The sequence below is a fragment of the Citrobacter sp. LJND-P06 genome, assembly GCF_058188415.1.
The window spans coordinates 2663965-2689934 of the sequence record NZ_CP187317.1; the positions used below are offsets into that span (position 1 = coordinate 2663965).

Here is a 25970-nt window from a genome sequence, read left to right on the forward strand (position 1 = left end):
TCTTATGTCAGGCATATTGCTGGTTTGGGATCTCCTGCTGCGCGTCATTTTTATCCAGCATAAAATGCTGTGACACCTGCGTTATACGGCATCCCAATAACGTGAAATCGCAAAGAAAAATTTTCCTCACCAGCACGCTTTTTAACACGGTGTTCTATGCTTGAGATGAGGTGCTCCAGACAGAGAGCGCCGCTAACAATGAGGGTGCGCGAATGGCTACGATTGATTCCATGAATAAGGACACCACACGTTTGAGCGATGGACCCGACTGGACGTTTGATCTGCTGGATATCTATCTGGCGGAAATAGACCGCGTGGCGAAACTCTACAGGCTGGACACCTACCCGCACCAAATCGAGGTGATCACCTCCGAACAGATGATGGATGCCTACTCCAGCGTCGGCATGCCGATCAACTACCCTCACTGGTCGTTTGGCAAAAAATTTATCGAAACCGAGCGACTGTATAAACATGGTCAGCAAGGGTTAGCCTATGAAATCGTGATTAACTCTAACCCGTGTATTGCCTATTTAATGGAAGAGAACACCATCACCATGCAGGCGCTGGTGATGGCGCACGCCTGCTACGGGCACAACTCGTTTTTCAAAAACAACTATCTGTTCCGCAGTTGGACGGATGCCAGTTCGATTGTCGACTACCTGATTTTCGCGCGGAAATACATTACCGAATGCGAAGAGCGCTACGGCGTGGATGAGGTGGAAAAATTGCTCGACTCCTGCCACGCACTGATGAATTACGGCGTCGACCGTTACAAACGACCGCAAAAAATCTCCTTACAGGAAGAGAAAGCCCGGCAGAAGAGCCGCGAAGAGTATCTGCAAAGTCAGGTCAATATGCTGTGGCGCACCCTGCCGAAACGCGAAGAAGAGAAAACCATCGCCGAGGCGCGCCGTTATCCGTCTGAGCCACAGGAAAACCTGCTCTACTTTATGGAGAAAAACGCCCCGCTGCTCGAATCCTGGCAGCGAGAGATCCTGCGCATCGTGCGTAAAGTGAGCCAGTATTTCTACCCGCAGAAACAGACACAGGTGATGAACGAAGGCTGGGCGACCTTCTGGCATTACACCATCCTCAATCATCTGTACGATGAGGGCAAAGTGACCGAACGGTTTATGCTGGAATTTTTGCACAGCCATACCAACGTGGTGTTCCAGCCGCCGTACAACAGTCCGTGGTATAGCGGGATTAACCCCTATGCGCTCGGCTTTGCCATGTTCCAGGATATCAAACGCATTTGTCAGTCACCCACCGAAGAGGATAAATACTGGTTCCCGGACATCGCGGGTTCCGACTGGCTGGAAACGCTCCATTTTGCGATGCGCGACTTTAAAGACGAGAGCTTTATCAGTCAGTTCCTGTCGCCCAAAGTGATGCGTGATTTCCGCCTGTTCACCGTGCTGGACGACGACAGACACAATTACCTGGAGATTTCGGCGATTCACAATGAAGAGGGGTATCGCGAAATTCGCAATCGTCTTTCATCGCAGTACAACCTGAGCAATCTGGAGCCGAATATTCAGGTCTGGAATGTTGACCTGCGGGGCGATCGCTCTCTGACATTGCGTTACATTCCGCACAACCGCGCGCCGCTGGACAAGGGGCGTAAAGAGGTTCTGAAACATGTGCATCGGTTATGGGGATTTGATGTGATGCTGGAACAGCAAAATGAGGACGGAAGCGTCGAGCTTCTGGAGCGTTGCCCTGCGCGCATGAACAGTCTGTAAAAAAAAGGCCCCTTCATCATGAAGGGGCCGGTTACTCTTTTCGCCGATGATTCGGGGAGCCGCTTAGCGGCCCTGAATCGCTAAATCACCGGGCAGATTTTTCTGCATACGATGCCAGATTTCACCACTGTCATGACCGTAGCGACGCACCGTTTCATAAACCTGATCGTGAGCTCCCTGCTCACACAACGTTGACAGCTTGTGGTAAAACGCCAGCGCCAGGCTGCGCGCTTCAGGATTCGCGAAATAGTGACGACCAATACGGGTGTACAACCCTTTCATCCCATTAATAATCAGACCGTAAATGGGGTTACCGGAGGCAAATGCCAGACCACGGAAAATGTTGTAGTCCAGATCGGAAAACGCATCGGCGTGATCGGCCACTTCATTTGCCGTCGCCAGCACTTCTTGTGCTTTCTCCGGGTGTTGACGAAGCGCGGTGCGAATAAAGATCGTGGAAATGTTGGTACGCACCGACAACAAATTATCGATCAACTGCGGGACACTCTCATGATCGAGTCGCGCGAGCGTCTCAAGAATATTGAGCCCGGAGGTTTCCCAGAAATTATTCACCTTTGTCGGTTTGCCGTGCTGAATGGTCAACCAACCGTCTCGCGCCAGGCGCTGCAACACTTCACGTAATGTGGTACGCGTTACCCCGATAAGCTCGGAGAGTTCACGTTCTGCAGGCAAAATAGTGCCAGGTGGGAAGCGGTTATTCCAGATACTTTCAATAATGTACTCTTCCGCGAAACCCGCCGGGCTCTGCGCCTTAATGACCATAGTGAGATTTCCATTACACAGCAAAACATAGTTGTACTCATCATACCAGACGGGTTTCATGGCTGATAGCAGACATAATAAAGAAAAAAGGGATCAAGGCTTCATTTTCTGCATTTCCCGACACCACACTCTTTGCACAAGGACTTGCCTGCACGCGCCCCTGCCCGTAAGCTTTGCGCCTTACATAAAAACGCTATTTCATATTTCACGGTAAGGGAAACTGCATGGAGATCTCCTGGGGGCGCGCGTTATGGCGCAACTTCTTAGGCCAGTCACCAGACTGGTATAAACTCGCACTCATTATCTTCTTAATCGTCAACCCACTGATATTCATCATCAACCCGTTTGTTGCTGGGTGGTTGTTGGTCGCTGAGTTTATTTTTACGCTGGCAATGGCGCTGAAATGCTACCCGCTGCTGCCCGGTGGATTACTGGCGATCGAAGCCGTAATCATCGGTATGACCAGCGCCTCACACGTCCGTGAGGAGATTGCCGCCAATCTTGAGGTACTGTTACTGCTGATGTTCATGGTGGCGGGTATCTATTTTATGAAGCAGCTTCTGCTGTTCATTTTTACCCGGTTGCTCCTCAACATCCGCTCTAAAACCATCCTGTCGCTCGCCTTTTGTCTTGCGGCGGCGTTCCTCTCGGCCTTCCTCGACGCCTTAACCGTGGTCGCCGTGGTGATCAGCGTTGCCGTCGGTTTTTACGGTATTTATCACCGTGTCGCCTCGGCGCGTGGGGAAGATAACGACCTGCTTGACGACAGTCACATCGACCAACACTACAAAACCGTGCTGGAACAGTTTCGCGGATTCCTGCGTAGTTTGATGATGCACGCAGGCGTAGGCACCGCATTAGGCGGCGTGATGACCATGGTGGGCGAACCGCAAAACCTGATCATCGCGAAAGCCGCAGGCTGGCATTTTGGTGACTTCTTCCTGCGCATGTCGCCCGTCACCGTACCGGTACTCTTTTGCGGTTTATTAACCTGCGCACTGGTAGAGAAAATGCGCTGGTTTGGCTACGGCGAAACCTTGCCAGAAAAAGTGCGCGGCATCCTGCAAGAGTTTGACGATCAAAGCCGCAAACAGCGTACTCGTCAGGATAAGCTGAACCTGATTGTGCAAACCATTATCGGTATCTGGCTGGTTATCGCACTGGCATTACATCTGGCGGAAGTGGGATTAATTGGTCTGTCGGTCATTATCCTGGCGACCTCACTGACCGGCGTCACCGATGAACATGCCATTGGTAAAGCGTTCACCGAGTCGCTGCCGTTTACCGCGCTGCTGACCGTGTTCTTTGCCGTGGTCGCGGTCATTATCGACCAGCACCTGTTCGCCCCGATTATTCAGTTCGTTTTACAGGCGCCTGAGCATACGCAATTAAGGCTGTTCTATCTTTTCAACGGTCTGCTGTCTTCTATTTCCGATAACGTCTTTGTGGGAACGATTTATATCAACGAAGCCAAAGCGGCAATGGAAAGTGGCATTGTTAGCTTAAATCAGTATGAGTTGCTGGCCGTCGCCATTAATACCGGCACCAACCTGCCTTCCGTTGCGACACCGAATGGTCAGGCGGCATTTTTGTTCCTGCTGACCTCGGCACTGGCTCCCCTCATTCGTCTTTCCTACGGTCGGATGGTCTGGATGGCGTTACCGTATACGATAGTACTGACCCTGGTCGGTTTATTCTGCATTGAATATACGTTAACACCAGTAACAGAATGGATGACGCAATTAGGCTGGCTGGCTACACTTTAATAACATTAAACCGAGCAAATCACTGCTCGGTTTCACTTTTTGCATGATAATTATCCAATTACACTTTATTTCATTTTCCGCTAGTGGCGTCAAAATTGAATTGGTTTACACTGCCGACTCTACGCATGTTGCAGGGAAATTATTATGTTACGATTTTTGAACCAGTGCTCCCGGGGTCGGGGCGCATGGTTACTGATGGCGTTAACCGCCCTGGCGCTCGAAATGGTGGCGCTGTGGTTCCAGCATGTCATGCTGCTTAAGCCTTGCGTCCTGTGCATTTATGAACGTTGCGCGTTATTCGGCATTATGGGCGCGGGTCTGGTTGGCGCGATTGCGCCAAAATCGCCGTTACGCTATGTGGCACTGGTGATTTGGATTTACAGCGCATGGCGCGGCTTACAGCTGGCGTATGAACACACCATGATCCAACTTCACCCTTCGCCCTTCTTGACCTGTGATTTTATGGCGCGCTTCCCGAGCTGGCTGCCGCTGGACAAATGGCTGCCGCAGGTGTTCGTCGCTTCTGGTGATTGCGCACAGCGTCAGTGGGAGTTTTTAACGCTGGAAATGCCGCAGTGGCTGTTGGGGATTTTTGCCGCGTATCTCGTCGTGGCCGTTCTGGTGGTCATTGCCCAGCCGTTTAAGCCTAAAAAGCGCGATCTGTTCGGTCGATAACATCACGCTCTTTCGGGAGCGCTGAGTGTGATGACAACGGACATCATCTCAGGATCAGCGATAAATGCTCAAACAAACTGGGCAAGATAATATTCAACCCGACTGAGGTCGGGTTTTCTTACACATCGATTAGTACTTGATATCGCGAGCCTTCTCGCGCCCTTCCTGTTTGTTCTGGCGATGATCCTGGCGGCAATCGGCATTACCGACAACGCCATCGCGGCATTCTTGCTTAATTTCACGGGAAACCTGACGCGTATCCTGGCGAACTTCCCTGGCATCACGGCGCTGACCAGCCTGCTGGGTTTCAGCCTGCGCAGGAACAATGGTCATCAAGGAGGTGGCAGCCAGCAGCATCAACGCAAACTTCTTCATTATCAACCCTCTAAAATATTCATCACGCCTATACGACGTTCTAAAATTATAGGTTTAAGACACATTCTTTTGCTTGATTGAAAGTGCTGGCTTTTGCCATTTTTCTCTTACTTCTTCAATCCGCTATGAAAATAAATTGCCACAAAATATGACCGTTAAAACCGGGCGTTATTGGGCCGCAGACGCCTCTGTGCAATCAGGTAAACGCTGATGAATAACAGCAACCCGACAACGGCTATCATCCCGTAAATTTCATTTGGCGCAGGACTGAAGATGAGATTGCCGCCTGCATCATCCGGATAGTTGAACAGTGACCAGAGACCGGCAATCACCTGAATAGCGCTGGCGCACAATAACGCCACTCTTGCCCCTGCGAAACGGGCCAGGATGGTCGCGGCCAAACCGGCGGTGGTCAGCAGCCAGCCACCTAAACAGATCAGAACCAAAAATATTCCGCCAAATAGCGTCCCTCCCACCTCTCGCGGCGTAATTAGCAGAATACCGAAAAATGACTGCCCACCGAGCAGAATAAGTGCCGTTATTGCGCAGAATACGTAATAGATCCGGAGCTTCATTGCGCCTCATTAAACAATTAATAATGGCTTTATTATACGGGCTAACGGGTAAAGGAAAATGCCTTTTACTTCAGGTACTCACTGTGTCCGTTCGGGTTTGTTGAGGCCCGGCAGCAGTAAAAAATGCGCGTACGTTGAGTGACCGGCCAGGAGGAAGTTGCCGATCGTGCTGTGCTGCCTTGACCCACGTGCATTGCTGGGCAATTATCGGCAAATCGCCACGCGTACCGCTGTTTGAGAACAACAAGGTACGCGTTTTTATTTATCCATGATGTCTGTCTGAACAGGCTTATGCGCTATGCATGAGCCCATTATTTGAGGTTATTAATGAAAAATACTGCACTGCTACTCTCCCTACTGATGACAGCGCCTGCCCTGGCAGACGTCAGCATCAATTCCGATGGTATTCGGGTCAGTATGGATCGAGAAGACGAGATCAATGAGTGGAAAAATAAGCACAAGAATGAGTGCTCATCAGTCACAATCGGCGGCGTCAAAGTCACCAGCGACGGTTGTAGCGGCAAGAACAAAGGGAACAGCAGCGTCCACGGCGACAATAACCCCGGTAAGGGGCACGACAAAAACAAGAACAAATATGATGACGATGATGACTATAACGTCAAGGTCGAGCACCATGACGCTGACTCCACAAAGGGCAAAGGCAAGAGTAAGCAAAACAAATAAAATGTATTCGCTCAGACCCTGACTGACCGTTACGGATGATTAACCCGTGACCTGTCGCTCCTCGCCCAATGCAGGCGGGGAGTCGTCAAAGCGAGAAAATCAACGCAATCGGGACACACAGTTGGGTACAGAGCATTACGTGCTGGAGTAAACCCAAATTTTATTGCCGCACCAAACGAGTAAGCAGCAATACCTTTTATTTCAACGACTCACTGTGCCCATTCGGGTTTGTTGAGGATATGATCCTGCCAGTCCACAACGTCGGACTCTTTCACCGCAATATGGCGCACAGAAATACGCTCACCGTGCATGGCGGATTTTGAACCAGCCACCAGCGGGTGCCAGTCTGGTAGACCCTTTCCTTCAGCCAGTAACCGATAGGCGCAGGTCATCGGTAACCATTCAAAGGTCGGGAGATTGTCGCGGGTAAGTTTGATGCAATCAGGTTCGTACTCGAAACGACGTTCGTAGTTACGACACTGGCAGGTTTTGATGTTGAGCTGACGGCAGGCGACGTTGGTGAAATAAATTTCATCCGTGTCTTCATCCATTAATTTATGCAAACAGCATTGACCACAGCCATCGCATAACGACTCCCACTCAGCATCGGTCATGTCGTCCAGGGATTTACGTTGCCAGAAGGGTAAGTCGTTCATTCGGGTATCCGCCATTGCAATAAAGCTGCACCTTATAACCAGTCTGGCAGGCTGATGCAAGTTTTGCCGCCCAAAAAGGCGGCAAGCAGAGATTACAACACCCGGGTGCTCAGCGTTTGACCATTAAAACTGACGGTCAGTTCATCACCACTGAGTAACGGCCCCACCCCTTCCGGCGTGCCGGTCAGCACCACATCACCGGCTTTCAGCGTGAAAAATTTACTCATATAGGCAATCAGCGGAATAATCGGGTGGATCATATCCGCCGTCGTGCCATGCTGACGCATTTCGCCGTTAATGCTCAGGCTGAGCATGGTGTTCTGCGGGTCATCCTTGAACTCGGTCACCGGAATAAACCCGGACAGCGGGCATGAGTTATCAAATCCCTTCGCTTTCTCCCAGGGTTGCCCGGCCTTTTTCATTTTCCCCTGAATATCACGCAACGTGAGGTCAAGGGCGACACCATAACCGGCAATGGCTTTACGCACATGATCTTCCGTCGCCTGCCGTAGCGTCGCGCCAATCAATACCGCCAGTTCGACTTCGTGATGTACAGACCCCATGTTTGCAGGGATCGCCAGCGGCTGGCGCAGATCACACAATGCGGTTTCTGGTTTGATGAAAAGTACCGGTTCTTCCGGCGTCGCGCTGCCCATCTCCTTAATATGCTTTGCATAATTGCTGCCTACGCAAACCACTTTACTCACCGGGTAATCAAGCAGAGCACCTTGCCAATTATGGTGTTGATACATTATTTTCCCCTAACGTAATCGTGGACTTCAGGAACTGCATCGACGAGGCATGACGCGGCCGGATACAGTTTAACGTTTAGCGTCTGATTTATTTTCTCCGGCGACCGAGAGATGCTGTTTCAGCAAATTTTCCGGCGGCGGCGGCAGTTGTAAATAATAGCCCTGTTCAGCAAGCGCCTGTTTTACTTTATCAAGATCGGCGTTAGCGAGTTTTTTACGCCCATCGAGCGGCAGGATCATCGCCAGTTGGGGCTGACCGAATCCCTTCAGCAGTTCTTCAGGAACCCGTGAGAAATCGTCTTTTTTTTCGACATATAAATAGGTCTGATCGCGCTTAGTACTTCTGTAGATCACACAAAACATACATTTTACTCTGAATTAACGGGATGGCGACTTGCCTCAATATAATACTGACTATAACATGCCTTCTGGACTTCGGAATATCGCTCCGCACTGGAGATGATAAATAGCAAATTGAGTAAGGCCAGGATGTCAAACACGCCAATCGAGCTTAAAGGCAGTAGCTTCACCTTATCAGTGGTTCATTTGCATGAAGCAGAACCCGAGGTTATTCGTCAGGCGTTAGAAGACAAAATCGCGCAGGCACCTGCTTTTTTAAAACATGCTCCTGTCGTGGTTAATGTCAGCGGTCTTGAAAGCCCGGTAAACTGGCCGGTTCTACAAAAGGTCGTTGCGTCCACCGGTCTGCGTATTGTCGGGGTTAGCGGATGCAAAGATGCCCGACTGAAAGCGGAAATCGACGGGATGGGCCTCCCTTTACTGACCGAGGGTAAAGAGAAAGTGGTTCGTTCTGCTCCCGTTGAAGTCGCTGCGCCCATTCCCCCACCGCAAAACGTTACTCCTATCACAAAAACGCGATTAATTGATGTACCGGTTCGTTCCGGCCAGCGTATTTATGCTCCACAATGTGATCTGATTGTTACAAGTCACGTCAGTGCTGGCGCGGAGTTGATTGCCGACGGCAATATTCACGTTTACGGTATGATGAGAGGCCGTGCGCTGGCAGGCGCAAACGGCGATCGGGAAGCGCAAATTTTTTGTACACATCTGACGGCAGAACTGGTGTCTATCGCAGGTGTTTATTGGCTGAGTGATAAAATCCCAGCAGAATTCTATGGCAAAGCGGCTCGTCTGCAGCTCGCAGAGAACGCTTTGACAGTTCAACCGTTGAATTGATCCCTTTTAACAAGGAATTTCTATGGCACGCATTATTGTTGTTACTTCGGGTAAAGGGGGCGTTGGCAAGACCACCTCCAGCGCGGCCATCGCTACAGGTTTGGCCCAGAAGGGAAAGAAAACTGTCGTTATTGATTTTGATATCGGCCTGCGTAACCTCGACCTGATCATGGGATGTGAACGTCGCGTCGTTTACGATTTCGTGAACGTGATTCAGGGCGATGCGTCACTCAATCAGGCGTTAATCAAAGATAAACGGACTGAAAATCTCTTCATTCTTCCGGCATCACAAACCCGCGATAAAGATGCACTGACCCGTGAAGGCGTCGCGAAAGTGCTTGATGATCTGAAAACGATGGATTTTGATTTCATCGTCTGCGACTCTCCGGCAGGTATCGAAACCGGCGCGCTGATGGCGCTCTATTTTGCCGATGAAGCGATTATCACCACCAACCCGGAAGTCTCCTCGGTACGTGACTCTGACCGTATTCTGGGCATTCTGGCCTCAAAATCACGTCGTGCAGAGAATGGTGAAGATCCTATCAAAGAACACCTGCTGTTAACGCGCTACAACCCTGGCCGCGTCAACAAAGGCGATATGCTCAGCATGGAAGACGTGCTTGAGATCCTGCGTATCAAACTGGTGGGCGTCATTCCGGAAGATCAATCCGTATTACGCGCATCTAACCAGGGCGAGCCGGTCATCCTCGATATCAACGCGGATGCAGGCAAAGCATATGCAGATACTGTGGAACGTCTGTTGGGAGAAGATCGTCCTTTCCGCTTCATTGAAGAAGAGAAGAAAGGTTTCCTCAAACGCCTGTTCGGAGGATAAGTTATGGCATTACTGGATTTTTTTCTCTCGCGGAAAAAGAGTACAGCTAACATCGCAAAAGAGCGACTGCAAATTATTGTCGCGGAGCGCCGTCGCAGTGACGCCGAGCCGCATTATTTACCGCAGTTGAGAAAGGATATTCTCGAGGTTATCTGCAAATATGTGCAAATAGATCCGGAAATGGTCACCGTGCAGCTTGAACAAAAAGACGGCGATATTTCTATCCTCGAACTTAACGTGACGTTACCTGAAGCAGAAGAGTCCCGATAACACTCTGCACAAATAGCGCATGTATTATAGAAGGCAGATAACTCTGCCTTTTTTATTTTCGATAGCCAGCCAAAAACTCAGCATGACACGTTTATTCCAGTTTAAACTTTGGATAACGCTCCTGAAAATAACCGCGTAAAAACTCGACCGTAATACGGATTTTTGCCGAAGTCGCCAGACGAGAAACATAAACAGCCCAGATATTGGCGGGCTGATAATACTCCGGCAGCACGTGAACCAGATGACCACTGGCAATGTTGTCGCACACATCCCACCATGAACGCAGCGCAATCCCCTGCCCATCCAGACACCACTGATGCACAATCTCGCCGTGGTTGGATGACAACGCGCCGGTCACTTTGATCGAGTGTACGCCCTCTTTGTTACGCAATTGCCATATCCCAAACGGATGATCGCGCTCCTTAATGACCAGACATGGATAGGTTGCCAGCTCAGAAAGTTGTTTCGGCGTACCGTGCTGCGTCAGAAATTCTGGCGATGCGCATAAAACCCGATAGTTGGTGGCCAGTTTGCGGGCAATCAAATTCGGGGCAATATCATCCCCGATGCGAATATCGAGGTCGACCCCTTCATTGACCAGATCCACCAGCCGATCTTCAACATCAAAGCGCACTTCCAGTTGCGGATACTGTTTTGCAAGTGCAGAGAGCGCCGGGGCGACAACCCGACGTCCAAAACCAAAACTGCTGATTACCCGTAGCATACCCTGCGGCACCTGCCGCACGTCGGACAGTTCATCCATCATCTGATCCACATCCTGCAAAATGCGCTGCGCCCATTCGTAGATGCGCTCCCCCTCTTCGGTGATGGTGACCCGTCGGGTGGTTCGGTGTAATAACACGACGTTCAGCGTCTGTTCCAGCAGCGCGACGCGCTTGCTGATAAAGGCAGGGGAAACGCCCAGCTCTTCCGCCACGGCGGCAAATCCGGCACGACGGGCAACCAGCATAAAGACGCGTAAATCATTTAGCAGCGGCAGATTATTCATGATCTGTGTTTTATGTTTCACCAGTTAGGGGGATTAACTATCAATCAGTCAATTATAGGATAAAGGGGAAGTCAATTTTGGTTGCTGATAAGTGAGAGCTGGTATGAAGAAATCCTATCGTATTGCCGCTATTCCCGGAGACGGTATTGGTAAAGAAGTTCTGCCTGAAGGTATTCGCGTCTTGCAGGCCGCCGCTGAGCGCTGGGACTTGTCGCTGAGCTTTGAGCCGATCGAATGGGCCAGTTGTGAGTACTATACCCATCACGGAAAAATGATGCCTGATGACTGGCACGAGCAACTTAAGTCCTATGATGCCATCTATTTTGGCGCCGTCGGCTGGCCAGAAACGGTGCCTGACCACGTCTCATTGTGGGGCTCACTGCTGAAGTTTCGCCGCGAGTTTGATCAGTACGTCAATCTGCGCCCGGTACGTCTCTTCCCGGGGGTTCCGTGTCCACTGGCCGGAAAACAGGCGGGGGATATTGATTTTTACGTGGTGCGCGAAAATACCGAAGGCGAATACTCTTCGCTGGGCGGACGCGTCAACGCCGGGACGGAGCATGAACTGGTTATCCAGGAGTCGGTGTTTACCCGTCGCGGTGTGGATCGTATTCTGCGTTACGCCTTTGAGCTGGCGCAAAGTCGCCCACGCAAAACGCTCACCTCCGCCACCAAATCTAACGGTCTTGCCATCAGCATGCCGTACTGGGATGAACGCGTTGAGGCGATGGCCACGCAATACCCGCAGATCCGCTGGGATAAGCAGCACATCGATGTACTGTGCGCCCGCTTCGTTTTACAGCCAGAACGCTTTGACGTGGTGGTCGCCTCTAACCTGTTCGGCGATATCTTGTCCGATCTGGGCCCGGCCTGTACCGGAACCATCGGCATTGCGCCCTCTGCCAACCTTAATCCTGAGCGCACGTTCCCGTCATTGTTCGAGCCGGTACACGGTTCAGCACCGGACATCTACGGTAAAAACATCGCCAACCCCATTGCGACCATTTGGGCTGGCGCCATGATGCTGGATTTCCTCGGTAATGGTGATGAGCGTTTCCATAATGCACACAATGCCATTCTGGCGGCCATTGAGCAGGTGATTGCCAGCGGGCCTAAAACGCCCGATATGAAAGGCGTTGCCTCCACGCAACAGGTGGGTGACGCCATTTGTCAGGCTATCCTGCGTTGAGGTCAAACCACAGAATAAGAGCCGCGTCACTGACGCGGCTTTTTTTATTCATTCTCCCCGGTAAATTCCTGCGTCATTTCACCTTTTATTATTTCCGTTCCGTGTTTTATTGCTTCACGCATCCGCTAATTGTTTAATTCATGTAACAGCCAAATAATTAAATTGTTAATTCAGCAGTAACAAGTCTTGACCCTACAGCGTGATTACAACAACAGGCCAATGCCAAATACGGGCGACGACGCCCAGGAGATCACCCATGTTGAGCAATGTAAAAAAGAAAAAAGATGTGCCGCTGATCGCCATCAGCTTACTGGCCATCCTTTTTATCGCAGCAACATTAAGCCTCTTCCCCCAACAGTCTGCGCAAGCAGCAAACACTATTTTTAACGGCGTTACCCGGATGCTCGGTTCCGCGGTTCAGGTTCTGGTGCTATTGGCAATGGGACTGGTCATTTATCTGGCGACCAGTAAATACGGCAATATTCGCCTGGGGGAAGGAAAACCGGAGTACAGCACCCTTTCCTGGTTATTCATGTTTATTTGCGCCGGATTAGGTTCTTCCACGCTCTACTGGGGCGTGGCGGAATGGGCGTATTACTACCAGACTCCGGGTCTGAATATCGCACCGAACTCGCAAAAAGCCCTCGAATTTAGCATCCCCTACTCCTTCTTCCACTGGGGGATCAGCGCGTGGGCAACTTATACCCTGGCCTCATTAATCATGGCCTACCATTTTCATGTGCGTAAAAACAAAGGGTTAAGCCTCTCGGGGATTATTGCCGCCATCACCGGCGTGCACCCGCAAGGCGTCTGGGGCCGTCTGGTTGACCTGATGTTCCTGATTGCCACCGTCGGCGCATTGACCATCTCTCTGGTCGTCACCGCCGCCACCTTTACTCGCGGGTTGTCTGCGCTGACCGGATTACCGGATAACTTCACGGTGCAGGCTTTCGTTATCCTGCTTTCCGGCGGTATTTTCTGCCTTAGCTCCTGGATTGGCATCAACAATGGCCTGCAACGTTTGAGCAAAATGGTCGGCTGGGGCGCATTTTTGCTGCCGCTGCTGGTGCTTATCGTTGGCCCAACGGAGTTTATTACCAACAGCATCATCAACGCCATTGGCCTGACCACGCAGAATTTCCTGCAAATGAGTCTGTTCACTGACCCACTTGGCGACGGTTCGTTTACCCGCAACTGGACTGTGTTTTACTGGCTGTGGTGGATCTCTTATACCCCGGGCGTAGCGATGTTCGTGACCCGCGTGTCGCGTGGTCGTAAGATTAAAGAGGTCATCTGGGCGCTGATCCTCGGCAGCACCGTCGGCTGCTGGTTCTTCTTCGGCGTGATGGAAAGTTATGCCATCCATCAGTTTATTAACGGTGTGATCAACGTTCCGCAGATTATGCAAACGCTGGGTGGCGAAACCGCCGTGCAGCAAGTCCTGATGTCACTCCCGGCCGGTAAGCTGTTCCTGGCGGCGTATCTGGCGGTGATGATTATTTTCCTCGCCTCCCACATGGATGCGGTGGCCTATACCATGGCGGCAACCAGCACGCGAAACCTGCAGGAAGGTGAAGATCCTGAACGTGGGCTGCGTCTCTTCTGGTGTGTGGTCATTACCCTGATTCCGCTGTCAATTTTGTTTACCGGTGCCTCGCTGGAAACAATGAAAACTACCGTGGTACTGACAGCGCTTCCGTTCCTCGCCATCTTACTGGTGAAGGTCTTTGGCTTTATTCGCTGGTTAAAGCAGGACTATGCCCACGTCCCTGCCCATCAAATTGAAAGCAGTCTTCCCGAAACGCAGGAGAGCGCGCCCGTATCAACGCCCACGCTGCCCGCCGGGACAATACTCAAAGGCGACCACTGAGCGCCACGAGCCAACATCCTCTTACTGACAAAAAATAAAAGGTAACCCTATGAGCAATCTGAGCCCTGAATTTGTTTTGCCTGACAACTTTTGTGCAAACCCGCAGGATGCCTGGACCATTCCGGCACGCTTTTACACCGACCAGCAGGCATTCGAACATGAAAAAGAGAACGTGTTTGCCAAAAGCTGGATTTGCGTCGCGCACAGTAGCGAACTGGCGAAGCCGAATGATTATGTGACCCGTGAGATCATCGGTGAAAATATCGTCCTGGTGCGCGGTCGCGACAATATTCTGCGCGCTTTCTATAACGTCTGCCCGCATCGCGGTCATCAGTTACTGAGCGGCGAAGGGAAAGCGAAAAACGTGATTACCTGCCCGTACCATGCCTGGGCTTTCAAACTGGATGGCAATCTTGCGCACGCCCGTAACTGCGAAAACGTCGCCAATTTCGACAGCGAAAAGGCCCACCTCACCCCGGTTCGTCTTGAAGAGTATGCCGGTTTTGTCTTTATCAACATGGACCCGAATGCGCCCAGCGTTGAGGAGCAGTTACCGGGCCTGGCGGCAAAAGTGGTGGAGGCGTGCCCGGAGGTTCATGACCTGAAACTCGCGGCCCGTTTTACCACCCGCACCCCGGCAAACTGGAAGAATATCGTCGACAACTATCTGGAGTGCTACCACTGCGGCCCGGCACACCCTGGCTTCTCTGATTCCGTACAGGTGGATCGTTACTGGCATACCATGCATGGCAACTGGACGCTGCAATACGGTTTCGCCAAACCTTCCGAGCAGTCATTCAAATTCGAAGAGGGTGTGGATGCCGCCTTCCACGGCTTCTGGCTGTGGCCCTGCACCATGCTCAATGTCACCCCTATCAAGGGGATGATGACGGTTATCTATGAATTCCCGGTTGATGCGGAAACCACCCTGCAAAACTACGATATCTACTTTACCAACGAAGAATTAACGGATGAGCAGAAGTCACTGATCGAATGGTATCGCGACGTGTTCCGCCCGGAAGATTTACGCCTGGTGGAAAGCGTACAGAAAGGGCTGAAATCACGCGGCTATCGCGGTCAGGGGCGCATTATGGCGGATGCCAGCGGGAGCGGAATTTCCGAGCACGGTATCGCCCATTTCCATAATCTGGTCGCCCAGGTGTTTCAGAATTAATCATGCAGGGAGAGAGCCATGTCCGTATTTCAGTCTTCACTTTTTCGTCAACAAGCGTTCATTGCTGGCGTCTGGCAAGATGCCGATGATGACGCCACGCTGACGGTGACGAACCCGGCAACGGGCGCGACGTTGGGGAAAATCCCCAATATGGGCGCAGAGGAAGCGCGTCAGGCGGTTGACGCCGCCGCACAGGCTTTACCCGCCTGGCGGGCGATGACTGCCGCTCAGCGCGGTATGTTACTCAAAGCCTGGCATCGTCTGATCCTCGACAACACCTCTGCGCTTGCGCAGATCATGACCGCTGAGCAAGGCAAACCGCTGGCGGAGGCTGAAGGGGAAATTGCCTACGCCGCGTCGTTTATCGAGTGGTTTGCCGAGCAGGGAAAACGCACCAACGGCGACGTTATCCCCTCCCCATCCGCTGATAAACGGTTGATGGTGATCCGCCAGGGAATTGGCGTTTGTGCCGCCATCACGCCGTGGAACTTCCCTGCGGCGATGATCACCCGCAAAGCCGGGCCTGCGCTCGCCGCAGGTTGTACGATGGTGCTCAAACCGGCGAATGAAACGCCATTCACCGCGCTGGCGCTGGCGGAACTGGCGCGACAGGCGGGGATCCCGGCCGGTGTTATCAATGTCGTGACCGGTAAATCCCGCGATATTGGGGCGGTATTCACCGGTGATGAGCGCGTGCGCAAACTCTCCTTCACCGGGTCAACCGAAGTGGGCCGCGTCCTGATGCGCCAGTGTGCCGACAGCATTAAAAAGGTGTCGCTGGAATTGGGCGGCAACGCGCCGTTTATCGTCTTTGACGATGCCTGTCTCGATAAAGCCGTAGAAGGCGCGCTGGTCGCCAAATTCCGTAATGCCGGGCAAACCTGCGTTTGCGTAAACCGTTTTTATATCCATCACGCCATTTACGACGCGTTTTGCGAGAAGTTCGTCGCCAGAGTTGCGGCGCTGCGGGTGGGCGACGGCAGTCAGCCTGGCGTACAGACCGGGCCGTTGATCAACAATGATGCCGTGCAAAAAGTGCAGTCGCTGCTCGACGACGCGTTGACCCGTGGCGCCACGCTGTTAACCGGTGGCCAGCGTCATGCGGCAGGCGGCAATTTCTTTACCCCCACGGTGATAGGCAACGTGCAGCCCGGCTCTCAACTGTTACAGGAAGAGATCTTTGGCCCGGTAGCCGCACTGGTGAAATTCGACGATGAACAGGATGTTATCCGTCAGGCAAATGACACCATTTATGGTCTGGCGTCGTATTTCTACACCAATGATGCCGCACGAATCTGGCGCGTATCAGAACAGCTTGAGTACGGGATGGTGGGGATCAATACCGGCCTCATCTCCAATGAAGTCGCGCCGTTTGGCGGCGTCAAACAGTCGGGGCTGGGGCGCGAAGGGTCAGAATACGGGATTGAAGATTACCTGGAGATGAAATACCTCTGCCAGGGGCTATAACGATGACTCGTCCCGGCGCTGTCATCAATGCGCAGCGTCGGGCTGATTTTTAAGGGAGTGCTGCGATGTCTGAATATCAAATGCATCAGGTGCGGGTGAGTCAGGTTGACACCCTCACCGCGCATGTAAAGCGTTTTACCTTAGTTGCCGCCTCGGGCGACGCGTTACCCGCCTTCAGCGGCGGTAGTCATATTATTGTGCAAATGCGCGAGGGCGATCAGCTCTACAGCAATGCCTATTCGCTGATGAGTTCCCCGCTGGATACCTCTCACTGGCAAATTGCCGTGCGGCGGGAGGAGGACTCCAGGGGGGGCTCCCGCTATCTGCATCAACAGGTAAAAGCCGGTGACACGCTCACTGTTTCCACGCCGAAGAATCTCTTCGCTCTCGCACCCCAGGCGAAAAAACATCTGCTGATCGCCGGAGGGATTGGGATCACCCCATTCCTCTCTCAGATACCCGAACTGGAACAACGCCAGGCGCAGTGGCAGCTCCATTACTGTGCCCACAGCCGGGAAAGCTGTGCGTTTCACAGTGAGTTATCTCAGCACATCAATGCCTCCCGTATTCATCTGCACCTTTCGTCAGAAGGCACGCGGCTGGAACTGGCGCGTCTGCTGGCGGATGTTGAACCGGGTACCCATATCTATACCTGCGGCCCGGCGGCGCTTAACGACGCCGTAAGACGTGAGGCTGCCGCACTCGGCATCGACAATGATGCTCTGCATTTTGAACAATTTGCTATTGAAGATAAGGCGGGCGATGCCTTTACCCTCGTGCTGGCCCGTTCGGGACGCGAGTTTGTGGTTCCCGAAGAGATGACGATTTTACAGGTTATCGAAAATAACAAAGCGGCGAAGGTGGAGTGTTTGTGTCGTGAAGGAGTGTGCGGCACATGTGAAACGGCGATTCTCGAAGGGGAAGCCGATCACCGGGATCAGTATTACAGTGACGATGAAAAAGCCAGCCAGCAAAGTATGCTTATCTGCTGCTCACGCGCCAAAGGTAAGCGGCTGGTGCTGGACTTATGATCTCGCGGTCGAATAACGGGAGCACCTGGCTCTAATGCTGGTCAGTTAAGAAATTAGGTAGAACCTGTCACTCTGACGAAGGGTTCCGTTCACCCTATGTCCACTGCTTCTCTGAAACCACCCTACCCGTGAACGTGCAAGGGAGGCTCACCGCCGCCTCCCTTGCAACCCTGGCTCCCGGCGGGAAAATCGTCGCTTCGCGATATATTCGCCTTATTCCGTCTGCCTTTCGGGTCGGGGTCGAGCCTGCATCCCTGCAGGCCGTCCCCTCCGCCCGCATCCCTGCGGGCGGCCCCGGTCAGCCGTCAACGTCTCATCGATTTTCAGCCGGACTGTGGTGTCGCTTTCGCATTCTGACTTTCAGTGATTTCTGTTTAGCTGTTTAACCAAAAACTCCGGTGGTCAGGTGTGGGGAGAGTCCGGCCGAAAATTGCCGACGTGTTTTCGTAAGGCCGGGGGAACCCGCCGGGATGCGGGTTCAGGGCGCGTTTTACAGGGACGTTACCTCGCGCCCGACCCGGTAGCCTGGAGGAATAAACGGAGGGGACCGCGAAGCGGCAATTTTCCTGCCGGGAGCCGGGATTGCTAAGGGTGCGGCGATAGCACCCTTAGCCCGTTCACGGGACATGAAATGCCAGAGAAGCGAAGAACATAAGGTGAACGGAACCCTTCGCAAAACCAGCGTGTTGCTTCTTCGGGATAAATACCTCAGCCCTTTCGGTGTGCCAGTGCTTAACTTATTGGCATTAGAGCGCCTGGCTCCCGTTTTCGTCTGGCTTAGCGGGGATACTCTTGCAGCAGACGGTTGAGCGGTTCGGCCATCAGCTCCGCGCGCCATCCGGAAATCAGCTCCGGTAACGTCGCCTGCGGTTTTAGCTTCCAGTGCCAGTTGAGCAACTGGTTTATCTGGCGGCGGGATGCAAGCAGCTCGGCGCTGAGATTATGTGTCGCACTGACGTCGGCAACCAGCGCCTTGATGGCTTTGAATGCCTTGCGGTAGCCCGGCATATCCATCAGGTTGAGCAAGGGTTGCGGAAGACTCTCTTCCGGGAGCGCCTGCGCTTGTGCCACCAGCGAAATCAGCGTCTTACCGTGAAAACGAATTTCACTGCCGGAAAGTCCAAGACCGTCGAGTTCCCCCAGACTGCCTGGCATATAGCGGGCAACAGCCCACAGATGTTCTTCGCGCACCACAAAATTGACTGCCAGATCGCGCTCACGCGCTTTACGCAAGCGCCAGTCGGCCAGTAATTGCAGACAGGCCAGTTGACGGGTACGCAACTGCCAGGCGTTGGTAATTTCACGCCAGGCGTCTTCAGGCGCGAGGATCTCCTGACGGCGTTGCTGCATCAAACGACACTCGTCCAGCGCGGCAGGTAACCAACCGCTCTCTTGCGTTTCCGCCATCAGTTTTGCGGTGATCGGTAATAGATACCAGACATCGGCCGCCGCGTATTCACACTGACGTTCCGTTAGCGGTCTGGCCAGCCAGTCGGTACGGGATTCACTCTTGTCCAGCGCGACGCCGGTATACTCTTCCACCATGGACGCAAATCCCCATGACAGAGGACGCCCACAAAATGCGGCGAGGATTTGCGTGTCGATCAGCGGCTGCGGCAGTTCTCCAAAGGTGTTCAGAAACACTTCCAGATCTTCGCTGCCCGCATGCAGATATTTGGTGATAGTGGTATCGCGTAAAATGGCGCGCAGCGGCGACCAGTCGGTGATCCCGTGCGGATCAATCAGCGCAACGTGTTCGCCATCAAACAACTGGATAAGACCCAGTTGCGGATAATAGGTGCGCGTGCGGACAAATTCAGTGTCCAGGGCAATGGCCTTAAACGCACGAACCGCTTCGCACAGGGTTGCCAGCGCGTCGTCCGTGGTGATCATTTGGTAATTCAAATCGTGTTCTCTTAGGTTTGCGCCAAAAAAAACGCCGGCTTAACCGGCGTCTGGCGACTCATTTAAAGCTCATGCCTTATTGTCTACTTTGCCACGCGCTTCGTCACGCAATTCTCGTCGCAAAATTTTTCCGACGTTAGATTTTGGCAACTCGTCACGGAATTCCACCAGCTTAGGCACTTTGTAGCCCGTCAGATGGCGACGGCAGAAAGTGACCAACGCCTCATCGGTGAGGGACGCGTCTTTTTTCACCACAAAAATCTTCACCGCCTCGCCGCTGCTGCCGGACGGTACGCCCACCGCTGCCACTTCCTGAACGCCAGGATGCTGCATGACCACGTCTTCAATCTCGTTCGGATAGACGTTGAAGCCGGAGACCAGAATCATGTCTTTTTTGCGGTCAACGATGCGCAGGAATCCTTCGTCATCCATCACCGCGATATCGCCGGTATGCAACCAGCCCCCTTTGACGATTTCATCCGTCGCGTCGGGACGCTGCCAGTAACCCAGCATCACCTGTGGCCCTTTGATGCACAGCTCGCCCGGCTCTCCCGGCGGCACTTCGTTGTCATCATCGTCGACCAGTTTGACCTCGGTGGAGGGAACCGGTAAGCCGATGCTGCCGCTGTGATAGTCGATATCATGCGGGTTAACGCTCACCAGCGGTGAACATTCGGTCAGTCCGTAGCCTTCCAGCAGGTATTGCCCGGTCAGCTTCACCCAGCGCTCCGCTACGGCTTGCTGGACGGGCATTCCGCCCCCCGCCGACAGATGCAACGTAGAAAAATCGAGCTGCTGGAACTCTTTGTTATTCAACAAGGCATTAAACAGCGTGTTCACGCCCGTCATGGCGGTGAACGGGTATTTCGCCAGCTCTTTGACCAGGCCTGGGATATCACGCGGGTTGGTGATCAGCAGGTTTTGTCCGCCCAGCTCAATGAACAGCAGGCAGTTCATGGTCAGAGCGAAGATGTGATACAGCGGCAGCGCGGTGACCACCAATTCTTTGCCTGGATGTAACAGCGGCCCGTAGGTGGCATGTACCTGTTCGAGGTTTGCCAGCATATTGCGGTGCGTCAGCATCGCCCCTTTCGCCACCCCGGTCGTACCGCCGGTGTACTGCAGGAATGCCAGATCTTCAGGCACCACCTCAGGCTTCACATATTGCATGCGATAGCCGTTTTGTAACGCGCTACGAAATGAAATCGCATCCGGCAGATGGTACTTCGGCACCAGACGCTTAATGTATTTCACCACGAAGTTAACCAGCGTGCCTTTCGCCGTTGAGAGCTGATCGCCCATACGGGTCAGGATCACGTGTTTTACCGCCGTTTTCTCAACCACTTTTTCCAGCGTATGGGCAAAGTTGGAGACAATCACGATGGCCGTCGCGCCACTGTCGTTGAGCTGATGTTCCAGTTCACGCGGAGTATACAGGGGATTGACGTTGACCACGATCATCCCGGCGCGCAGGATGCCAAACAGTGCGACAGGGTACTGCAACAGGTTCGGCATCATCAGCGCGACACGATCGCCCTTTTTAAGCCCGAGCCCCTGCTGCAAATACGCCGAAAATGCCCGGCTACGCTCTTCGAGTTTGCGGAAGGTCATCACCTCCCCCATATTGACGAACGCAGGCTGATCGGCGTAGCGCGCCGAAGCCTGTTCAAACAGTTCCACCAGGGATTGATAACGGTCAGGATTGATCTCCGCGGGGACATCTGCGGGATAACGGTTAAGCCAAACCTTCTTCAAAACATCACCTCTAAAATGCGTGTTCGTCGTCATCACAACCCCAGTAAATAAACAAGCCGTTAACATAATATTAACTCAGCGTACCAGTTTATTAATTACTCAACTGAAAGGTTGCGAAGCGCGTCACTATTTATTTTTCTTCTATCCGTATTAATGCAGAAACAGCGGACGAGCCGCTGTTTCTTTTATCGACAAAACAATAAGTTACTCTGTTACTATCGTCTGAACCTGGACGGGGCCGGGGTTATACCATCCGCCATAACCATAGCCGTAACCATAGCCATAGTGTCTGGCGCGAGCGCCGTAAAACCACGGATCAATCGGCTGAGGCGGCATCATAACCTGTTGCGTAACCCGCCAGCGCTTAAAACCCGTCACATTCATCAGCATATATTTGTACGGGGTTTTACCAATTTTACCGTCAACCGTCCCGCTGATCGGGCCGACGACGGTGACCAGTTGACCGCGAAAATCAACCGGGTCAAGGAACCCGTTCACGTCTGCCAGAATGCGCCCGCGTGATACTTCGCCCAGCGCCGGTCGCGCGCCGCTATCCAGAGACACCGTGGCGATTTCCAGACGGGTTTTCCCCTGCTGGTTTTGCACGTCCACCACTTTGCCGCCAAAACGCGCTTCCTGGCCGACATACAGTTGCGGCGCGCTCATCACCCGCGCCAGATCCTGTTGCGGCGTGGGACTCGACCCTTTGATGGCATCCGGAACGGTGACGCAGCCACTCAGCATAAGCGCAACGGCTGCCGCCAGCATTCCTTTAACAATCTGTTTGTGAACCGCCATAATGCGACTCCTTTTTCTCAGCGCATATCACTGCATCAGACTAATACTACTGAGATTCATTCTTTACCGGGAAGTTTCTTCCACGCCACGTTGTTACGCAAATAAACCGGTTCGGCATGTTCAACGGCGACGGTTTTTCCTGCCGCCAGCATTTGACTGGCTAACGGCAGCATATCTTCTGCCGCTGGCAGCAAGACGTCGCCATCACGCAGCGCCAGACCGCTCTCGTTTGCCAGTTCAGGCCATGCAGGCCAGCCCGTGCCAACCGTGGCCCACTCGCCGGAAAGTTGTTTTAATCGTGCGATAACCGCGTCCGGTTTTAACACCGCTTCGGTGTCTTCGCCGTGCCATACGCCATTTTCGTCGCGCTGATATTCCGCCCAGTAGACTTCGCCCATCCGGGCGTCAATCGCCGCCAGAACGCGGGTCGCGCCGGTTTTACGCCAGGCGCCCTGCGCCATTGTTGCCAGCGTCGAGACACCGATCATCGGAAGAGAAGCCCCCAGCGCCAGACCTTGCGCAATACCGATACCAATACGCACGCCGGTAAAACTCCCCGGCCCGCGGCCAAAGGCCAGCGCGTTAACGTCGGCAAGCGTTGTGCCGCTGGTAGCCAGGATATCCTGAACCATCGGCAAGATTCGTTGGGTGTGTTCTCGTGGGCAAAGCTCAAATTGAGCATTGATATTACCGTCATTCCACAGGGCAACAGAACAGGCTTCTGTGGCGGTATCGATAGCCAGAATTCGCATGGGTCTTCGTGCTTAGATCAATAAAATGGCGCGTATCTTACCATACTCCGTAACAAATTACTTAACCGATGGGAGGGCAAGAAACCTGACGGCGCGAGCAATATCCCGGGTACGCGGCGCAGGCGGGAGACTGGCAAGGAACGTTGCGCCATAGGGGCGCATCACGAGCCGGTTATCACAAATCACCAGCACGCCACGGTCGTCAGCGTCACGGATTAGACGCCCCACCCCCTGCTTCAGGGTGATCACCGCATCCGGTAACTGAACCTCATCGAAAGGATCGCCGCCGCGCAGTCGACAGTCTTCCATTCGCGCTTTGAGTAACGGGTCATCCGGTGAGGTAAACGGCAGCTTGTCGATAATCACCAGCGACAAGGTATCGCCGCGCACATCGACGCCTTCCCAGAAACTGCTGGTCGCCACCAGCAGCGCGTTGCCCGCGCTGACGAACTGTTGCAACAGTTGACCTTTGCTGGTTTCGCCTTGCAGCAGCACCGGCAGGGTCATGGTGGCGCGGAACTGTTCGGCAAGGTCGCGCATCATGGCGTGCGAGGTACACAGCATAAAGCAGCGCCCGTTGTTCGCTTCAATGATGGGCCTTAGCATTGCGGCTAACTGGCGCGCTGCGCCGGGTTGGTTGGTCTGCGGCAGGTTTCGCGGCACTAACAGCAGCGCCTGCTGCGTGTAATCAAACGGACTGGGAAGCAGCATGGATTCTGCCGCTTCAATCCCCAGTCGCGCCGTAAAGTGGTGGAGATCGTCATTCACCGACAGGGTCGCTGAGGTAAAAATCCAGCTACCGGGTTTCTGCGCCATCACCTCTTTGAATTTATCCGCCACGCTCAGCGGCGTCAGCGCCAGGGTAAAATGACGCGACGTACATTCATACCAGTAGCTGTAGCCTGGCTGATTGATCTCTTTCAGACGTTTGAGGCGGGTGCGATACAGCGTGGCTCGCTCGAAGGCGGCGTCCAGAAGCGCCGAGCGCCCCAGAGAGAGTTTCGCCACGTCGTAACACAGTTCGAGCGTGTCATCGAGCAACAGAAAAGCCCGCTGAACACGCTGATCGGCAAGAAGCTCGCGCAGGTTCCCGCGATAGCCCGGTTCGCCTAATTGCAAACGGAAATCTTGCGCGCACTGGGCAAGACGGTCAGCGCATTTTTGCAGTTGTTGGGTGTCTTTGAGTTCCGTGCGATACGCAATGGTAAAATCTTTTGCCAGATCAAGAAGCTGTCGGCTGGAAAGTGACTGACCAAAGTACTGGCTGGCGATGTCGGGAAGCTGATGGGCTTCGTCGAAGATCATCACCTCCGCTTCGGGGATCAGTTCACCAAAACCGCTCTCTTTCACCACCATGTCAGCCAAAAAAAGATGGTGGTTGACCACCACGACATCGGCATCCATCGCTTTTTTACGCGCTTTGACCACAAAGCACTCTTTGTAGAGCGGGCAATCGCTGCCCAGACAGTTGTCGTTGGTGCTGGTGACCAGCGGCCAGGCCTGGGAGTCTTCCGCCACGCTGACGCAGGTACTGATGTCGCCATCAAGGGTTTGATTGGACCAGGAACGCAGTAAGATGACATCGCTCAAAATTTGCACCGGCAAGTCACCGCCGGCCAGCGCCTGCTGTTCGAGACGCTCCAGACACAAGTAGTTTGAGCGCCCTTTCAGCAGCGCCAGTTTACCGCTGAACTTCAGGGCGTTTGCTACGGTCGGGAGATCGCGACTGTAGAGCTGATCCTGCAACGCTTTCGAGCCCGTTGAAATAATCACTTTCTTTTTGGCGCGCAGCGCAGGCGCAAGATAGGCGTAGGTTTTCCCTGTGCCTGTCCCGGCTTCAACGACCAGAGGGGACGAGGTTTCAATCGCATGGGCCACGGCAACGGCCATTTGTCGCTGTGGTTCGCGCGGCTTAAAACCCGCTATCGCTTTCGCTAACTGACCGTCTACGGCAAAATCGTCCGACACACTACCCCCTGTTCATTTGAACAGGGATTATGTCAGGCCAGAGGATCTTTCGCCAGTTGAAGAGGTGACGACGGCATAACAATGTGGCAGTCTTGCCGCGTAAAAATGGAATCTAAACGCTAACGAGGAGTAATTGATGACTATTGTCCGTATTGATGCCGAAGACCGTTGGTCTGATGTTGTTATCCACAATAATACCCTGTACTACACCGGCGTACCTGAGAACCTGGACGCTGACGCGTTCGAGCAGACGGCCAATACCCTGGCACAAATCGATGCCGTACTGGAAAAGCAAGGCAGCAATAAAGCGCGCATTCTGGATGCGACCATTTTTATTACCGATAAAAGTGATTTCGCGGCGATGAACAAAGCCTGGGACGCCTGGGTTGTTGCCGGACATGCGCCTGTACGTTGCACGGTACAGGCTGGGTTAATGAACCCGAAATATAAGGTTGAGATTAAAATTATCGCGGCTGTCTAAGCCTGCGTTATTCGTCTTCATCCTCAAAACGCGCCACGATCCGCTCGCCGGTATGGGTGGCGCGTAACTCCTGTGCTACCAGCGTAATCGCCTCCCCGCTGCTCATTCCTTGTGACATCAGTTCCTGAATGCGTTCTACCGCTTTTTGCTGCTGATCGTGCGTGAGTGAAGGTAAACCTGCAAACATGATGAACTCCTGCTAAATTGTTAACGCTAATTATTTCATGCTACCCGGCACATAGCCAGTAGAGTAGTCAC

At 53.2% G+C, this 25970-nt stretch carries 26 protein-coding genes; 13 read left to right on the forward strand and 13 right to left on the reverse strand.

The window, feature by feature from the left end:
• Positions 1-212: 212 nt before the first annotated feature.
• On the forward strand, positions 213-1745 hold the full coding sequence (locus ACO7SM_RS12780) for a SpoVR family protein (RefSeq protein WP_490467860.1): 1533 nt from the start codon (positions 213-215) through the stop codon (positions 1743-1745).
• A 63-nt stretch (positions 1746-1808) separates the two neighbouring features.
• On the opposite strand, the gene fadR is transcribed toward ACO7SM_RS12780, so the two are convergent.
• Complete coding sequence (fadR, locus tag ACO7SM_RS12785) at positions 1809-2528, reverse strand: fatty acid metabolism transcriptional regulator FadR (RefSeq protein ID WP_490467861.1); 720 nt, start codon at positions 2526-2528, stop codon at positions 1809-1811.
• A gap of 224 nt (positions 2529-2752) precedes the next feature.
• On the opposite strand from fadR, the gene nhaB reads away from it, so the two are divergent.
• Together nhaB and dsbB are read left to right on the forward strand one after the other, a co-directional pair.
• Positions 2753-4294, forward strand: coding sequence for a Na(+)/H(+) antiporter NhaB (gene nhaB, locus ACO7SM_RS12790; protein ID WP_203358085.1), 1542 nt, complete (start codon positions 2753-2755; stop codon positions 4292-4294).
• Between the two features lie 144 nt (positions 4295-4438).
• Complete coding sequence (dsbB, locus tag ACO7SM_RS12795; protein ID WP_490467862.1) at positions 4439-4969, forward strand: disulfide bond formation protein DsbB; 531 nt, start codon at positions 4439-4441, stop codon at positions 4967-4969.
• A 129-nt stretch (positions 4970-5098) separates the two neighbouring features.
• Here dsbB and ACO7SM_RS12800 read toward each other — a convergent pair whose 3' ends face one another.
• On the reverse strand, positions 5099-5344 hold the full coding sequence (locus tag ACO7SM_RS12800; protein ID WP_490467863.1) for a hypothetical protein: 246 nt from the start codon (positions 5342-5344) through the stop codon (positions 5099-5101).
• Positions 5345-5499: 155 nt separating this feature from the next.
• Positions 5500-5919 carry a hypothetical protein gene (locus ACO7SM_RS12805; protein WP_490467864.1) on the reverse strand — a complete coding sequence of 140 codons (420 nt, stop codon included), beginning with the start codon at positions 5917-5919 and terminating at the stop codon, positions 5500-5502.
• A 327-nt stretch (positions 5920-6246) separates the two neighbouring features.
• Here ACO7SM_RS12805 and ACO7SM_RS12810 point away from each other — a divergent pair, with 327 nt between their 5' ends.
• Positions 6247-6603 carry a hypothetical protein gene (locus tag ACO7SM_RS12810; RefSeq protein ID WP_490467865.1) on the forward strand — a complete coding sequence of 119 codons (357 nt, stop codon included), beginning with the start codon at positions 6247-6249 and terminating at the stop codon, positions 6601-6603.
• 209 nt (positions 6604-6812) lie between these two features.
• Here ACO7SM_RS12810 and ycgN read toward each other — a convergent pair whose 3' ends face one another.
• The 3 genes from ycgN to ACO7SM_RS12825 all read right to left on the reverse strand — a co-directional run bounded on the left by ycgN (position 6813) and on the right by ACO7SM_RS12825 (position 8374).
• On the reverse strand, positions 6813-7259 hold the full coding sequence (gene ycgN, locus ACO7SM_RS12815) for a cysteine cluster protein YcgN (protein ID WP_490467866.1): 447 nt from the start codon (positions 7257-7259) through the stop codon (positions 6813-6815).
• A gap of 92 nt (positions 7260-7351) precedes the next feature.
• Entirely contained in the window at positions 7352-8011 is a 660-nt protein-coding gene (locus tag ACO7SM_RS12820) for a fumarylacetoacetate hydrolase family protein (RefSeq protein WP_490467867.1), read from the reverse strand.
• 69 nt (positions 8012-8080) lie between these two features.
• The gene (locus ACO7SM_RS12825; protein WP_192611955.1) at positions 8081-8374 is read right to left on the reverse strand and encodes a YcgL domain-containing protein; all 294 of its coding nucleotides are present in this window, start codon (positions 8372-8374) and stop codon (positions 8081-8083) included.
• Between the two features lie 126 nt (positions 8375-8500).
• Here ACO7SM_RS12825 and minC point away from each other — a divergent pair, with 126 nt between their 5' ends.
• Genes minC through minE form a run of 3 tightly spaced genes read left to right on the forward strand, consistent with a single transcriptional unit; the run spans position 8501 to position 10313 of the window.
• A complete protein-coding gene (minC, locus tag ACO7SM_RS12830; RefSeq protein WP_490467868.1) occupies positions 8501-9208 on the forward strand; it encodes a septum site-determining protein MinC in 708 nt (235 codons plus the stop codon).
• 22 nt (positions 9209-9230) lie between these two features.
• Entirely contained in the window at positions 9231-10043 is an 813-nt protein-coding gene (gene minD, locus ACO7SM_RS12835) for a septum site-determining protein MinD (protein WP_192611953.1), read from the forward strand.
• Between the two features lie 3 nt (positions 10044-10046).
• Positions 10047-10313, forward strand: a complete 267-nt coding sequence (minE, locus tag ACO7SM_RS12840; RefSeq protein WP_003859937.1) for a cell division topological specificity factor MinE — start codon at positions 10047-10049, stop codon at positions 10311-10313.
• A 91-nt stretch (positions 10314-10404) separates the two neighbouring features.
• Here the strand turns inward: minE and ACO7SM_RS12845 are convergent, their stop codons facing one another.
• Positions 10405-11322, reverse strand: coding sequence for a LysR substrate-binding domain-containing protein (locus ACO7SM_RS12845; protein WP_192611952.1), 918 nt, complete (start codon positions 11320-11322; stop codon positions 10405-10407).
• A gap of 103 nt (positions 11323-11425) precedes the next feature.
• On the opposite strand from ACO7SM_RS12845, the gene ACO7SM_RS12850 reads away from it, so the two are divergent.
• The 5 genes from ACO7SM_RS12850 (at position 11426) to ACO7SM_RS12870 (ending at position 18053) form a co-directional block, all read left to right on the forward strand.
• Entirely contained in the window at positions 11426-12511 is a 1086-nt protein-coding gene (locus ACO7SM_RS12850) for a tartrate dehydrogenase (protein WP_490467869.1), read from the forward strand.
• Positions 12512-12767: 256 nt separating this feature from the next.
• The gene (locus ACO7SM_RS12855) at positions 12768-14381 is read left to right on the forward strand and encodes a BCCT family transporter (protein ID WP_490467870.1); all 1614 of its coding nucleotides are present in this window, start codon (positions 12768-12770) and stop codon (positions 14379-14381) included.
• Positions 14382-14430: 49 nt separating this feature from the next.
• Positions 14431-15555 (forward strand): carnitine monooxygenase, oxygenase subunit YeaW, encoded by a 1125-nt coding sequence (gene yeaW, locus ACO7SM_RS12860; RefSeq protein WP_490467871.1) that lies wholly within the window; start codon positions 14431-14433, stop codon positions 15553-15555.
• Positions 15556-15573: 18 nt separating this feature from the next.
• Complete coding sequence (locus tag ACO7SM_RS12865) at positions 15574-17022, forward strand: NAD-dependent succinate-semialdehyde dehydrogenase (protein ID WP_490467872.1); 1449 nt, start codon at positions 15574-15576, stop codon at positions 17020-17022.
• Between the two features lie 65 nt (positions 17023-17087).
• Entirely contained in the window at positions 17088-18053 is a 966-nt protein-coding gene (locus ACO7SM_RS12870; RefSeq protein WP_490467873.1) for a PDR/VanB family oxidoreductase, read from the forward strand.
• A gap of 777 nt (positions 18054-18830) precedes the next feature.
• Here the strand turns inward: ACO7SM_RS12870 and rnd are convergent.
• The 5 genes from rnd to yoaA all read right to left on the reverse strand — a co-directional run bounded on the left by rnd (position 18831) and on the right by yoaA (position 25231).
• Positions 18831-19946, reverse strand: a complete 1116-nt coding sequence (gene rnd / locus ACO7SM_RS12875; protein ID WP_490470943.1) for a ribonuclease D — start codon at positions 19944-19946, stop codon at positions 18831-18833.
• 81 nt (positions 19947-20027) lie between these two features.
• On the reverse strand, positions 20028-21713 hold the full coding sequence (fadD, locus tag ACO7SM_RS12880; protein WP_490467874.1) for a long-chain-fatty-acid--CoA ligase FadD: 1686 nt from the start codon (positions 21711-21713) through the stop codon (positions 20028-20030).
• A 204-nt stretch (positions 21714-21917) separates the two neighbouring features.
• On the reverse strand, positions 21918-22511 hold the full coding sequence (locus tag ACO7SM_RS12885; protein ID WP_490467875.1) for a Slp family lipoprotein: 594 nt from the start codon (positions 22509-22511) through the stop codon (positions 21918-21920).
• Positions 22512-22567: 56 nt separating this feature from the next.
• Positions 22568-23263: a tRNA (adenosine(37)-N6)-threonylcarbamoyltransferase complex dimerization subunit type 1 TsaB gene (tsaB, locus tag ACO7SM_RS12890; protein ID WP_490467876.1), complete on the reverse strand. Its 696-nt coding sequence runs from the start codon at positions 23261-23263 to the stop codon at positions 22568-22570.
• 57 nt (positions 23264-23320) lie between these two features.
• Complete coding sequence (gene yoaA, locus ACO7SM_RS12895; RefSeq protein ID WP_490467877.1) at positions 23321-25231, reverse strand: DNA repair helicase YoaA; 1911 nt, start codon at positions 25229-25231, stop codon at positions 23321-23323.
• A gap of 136 nt (positions 25232-25367) precedes the next feature.
• On the opposite strand from yoaA, the gene ACO7SM_RS12900 reads away from it, so the two are divergent.
• Positions 25368-25712, forward strand: coding sequence for a RidA family protein (locus ACO7SM_RS12900; RefSeq protein WP_192611942.1), 345 nt, complete (start codon positions 25368-25370; stop codon positions 25710-25712).
• 7 nt (positions 25713-25719) lie between these two features.
• On the opposite strand, the gene ACO7SM_RS12905 is transcribed toward ACO7SM_RS12900, so the two are convergent.
• The gene (locus tag ACO7SM_RS12905; protein WP_490467878.1) at positions 25720-25899 is read right to left on the reverse strand and encodes a YoaH family protein; all 180 of its coding nucleotides are present in this window, start codon (positions 25897-25899) and stop codon (positions 25720-25722) included.
• Positions 25900-25970 lie beyond the last annotated feature (71 nt).

Bases quoted from the DNA above. Each gene is read 5' to 3' on its own strand.
- ACO7SM_RS12780 (WP_490467860.1), top strand. From the start codon at position 213: ATGGCTACGATTGATTCCATGAATAAGGACACCACACGTTTGAGCGAT.
- fadR (WP_490467861.1), bottom strand. From the start codon at position 2,528: ATGGTCATTAAGGCGCAGAGCCCGGCGGGTTTCGCGGAAGAGTACATT.
- nhaB (WP_203358085.1), top strand. From the start codon at position 2,753: ATGGAGATCTCCTGGGGGCGCGCGTTATGGCGCAACTTCTTAGGCCAG.
- dsbB (WP_490467862.1), top strand. From the start codon at position 4,439: ATGTTACGATTTTTGAACCAGTGCTCCCGGGGTCGGGGCGCATGGTTA.
- ACO7SM_RS12800 (WP_490467863.1), bottom strand. From the start codon at position 5,344: ATGAAGAAGTTTGCGTTGATGCTGCTGGCTGCCACCTCCTTGATGACC.
- ACO7SM_RS12805 (WP_490467864.1), bottom strand. From the start codon at position 5,919: ATGAAGCTCCGGATCTATTACGTATTCTGCGCAATAACGGCACTTATT.
- ACO7SM_RS12810 (WP_490467865.1), top strand. From the start codon at position 6,247: ATGAAAAATACTGCACTGCTACTCTCCCTACTGATGACAGCGCCTGCC.
- ycgN (WP_490467866.1), bottom strand. From the start codon at position 7,259: ATGAACGACTTACCCTTCTGGCAACGTAAATCCCTGGACGACATGACC.
- ACO7SM_RS12820 (WP_490467867.1), bottom strand. From the start codon at position 8,011: ATGTATCAACACCATAATTGGCAAGGTGCTCTGCTTGATTACCCGGTG.
- ACO7SM_RS12825 (WP_192611955.1), bottom strand. From the start codon at position 8,374: ATGTTTTGTGTGATCTACAGAAGTACTAAGCGCGATCAGACCTATTTA.
- minC (WP_490467868.1), top strand. From the start codon at position 8,501: ATGTCAAACACGCCAATCGAGCTTAAAGGCAGTAGCTTCACCTTATCA.
- minD (WP_192611953.1), top strand. From the start codon at position 9,231: ATGGCACGCATTATTGTTGTTACTTCGGGTAAAGGGGGCGTTGGCAAG.
- minE (WP_003859937.1), top strand. From the start codon at position 10,047: ATGGCATTACTGGATTTTTTTCTCTCGCGGAAAAAGAGTACAGCTAAC.
- ACO7SM_RS12845 (WP_192611952.1), bottom strand. From the start codon at position 11,322: ATGAATAATCTGCCGCTGCTAAATGATTTACGCGTCTTTATGCTGGTT.
- ACO7SM_RS12850 (WP_490467869.1), top strand. From the start codon at position 11,426: ATGAAGAAATCCTATCGTATTGCCGCTATTCCCGGAGACGGTATTGGT.
- ACO7SM_RS12855 (WP_490467870.1), top strand. From the start codon at position 12,768: ATGTTGAGCAATGTAAAAAAGAAAAAAGATGTGCCGCTGATCGCCATC.
- yeaW (WP_490467871.1), top strand. From the start codon at position 14,431: ATGAGCAATCTGAGCCCTGAATTTGTTTTGCCTGACAACTTTTGTGCA.
- ACO7SM_RS12865 (WP_490467872.1), top strand. From the start codon at position 15,574: ATGTCCGTATTTCAGTCTTCACTTTTTCGTCAACAAGCGTTCATTGCT.
- ACO7SM_RS12870 (WP_490467873.1), top strand. From the start codon at position 17,088: ATGTCTGAATATCAAATGCATCAGGTGCGGGTGAGTCAGGTTGACACC.
- rnd (WP_490470943.1), bottom strand. From the start codon at position 19,946: ATGATCACCACGGACGACGCGCTGGCAACCCTGTGCGAAGCGGTTCGT.
- ACO7SM_RS12885 (WP_490467875.1), bottom strand. From the start codon at position 22,511: ATGGCGGTTCACAAACAGATTGTTAAAGGAATGCTGGCGGCAGCCGTT.
- tsaB (WP_490467876.1), bottom strand. From the start codon at position 23,263: ATGCGAATTCTGGCTATCGATACCGCCACAGAAGCCTGTTCTGTTGCC.
- ACO7SM_RS12900 (WP_192611942.1), top strand. From the start codon at position 25,368: ATGACTATTGTCCGTATTGATGCCGAAGACCGTTGGTCTGATGTTGTT.
- ACO7SM_RS12905 (WP_490467878.1), bottom strand. From the start codon at position 25,899: ATGTTTGCAGGTTTACCTTCACTCACGCACGATCAGCAGCAAAAAGCG.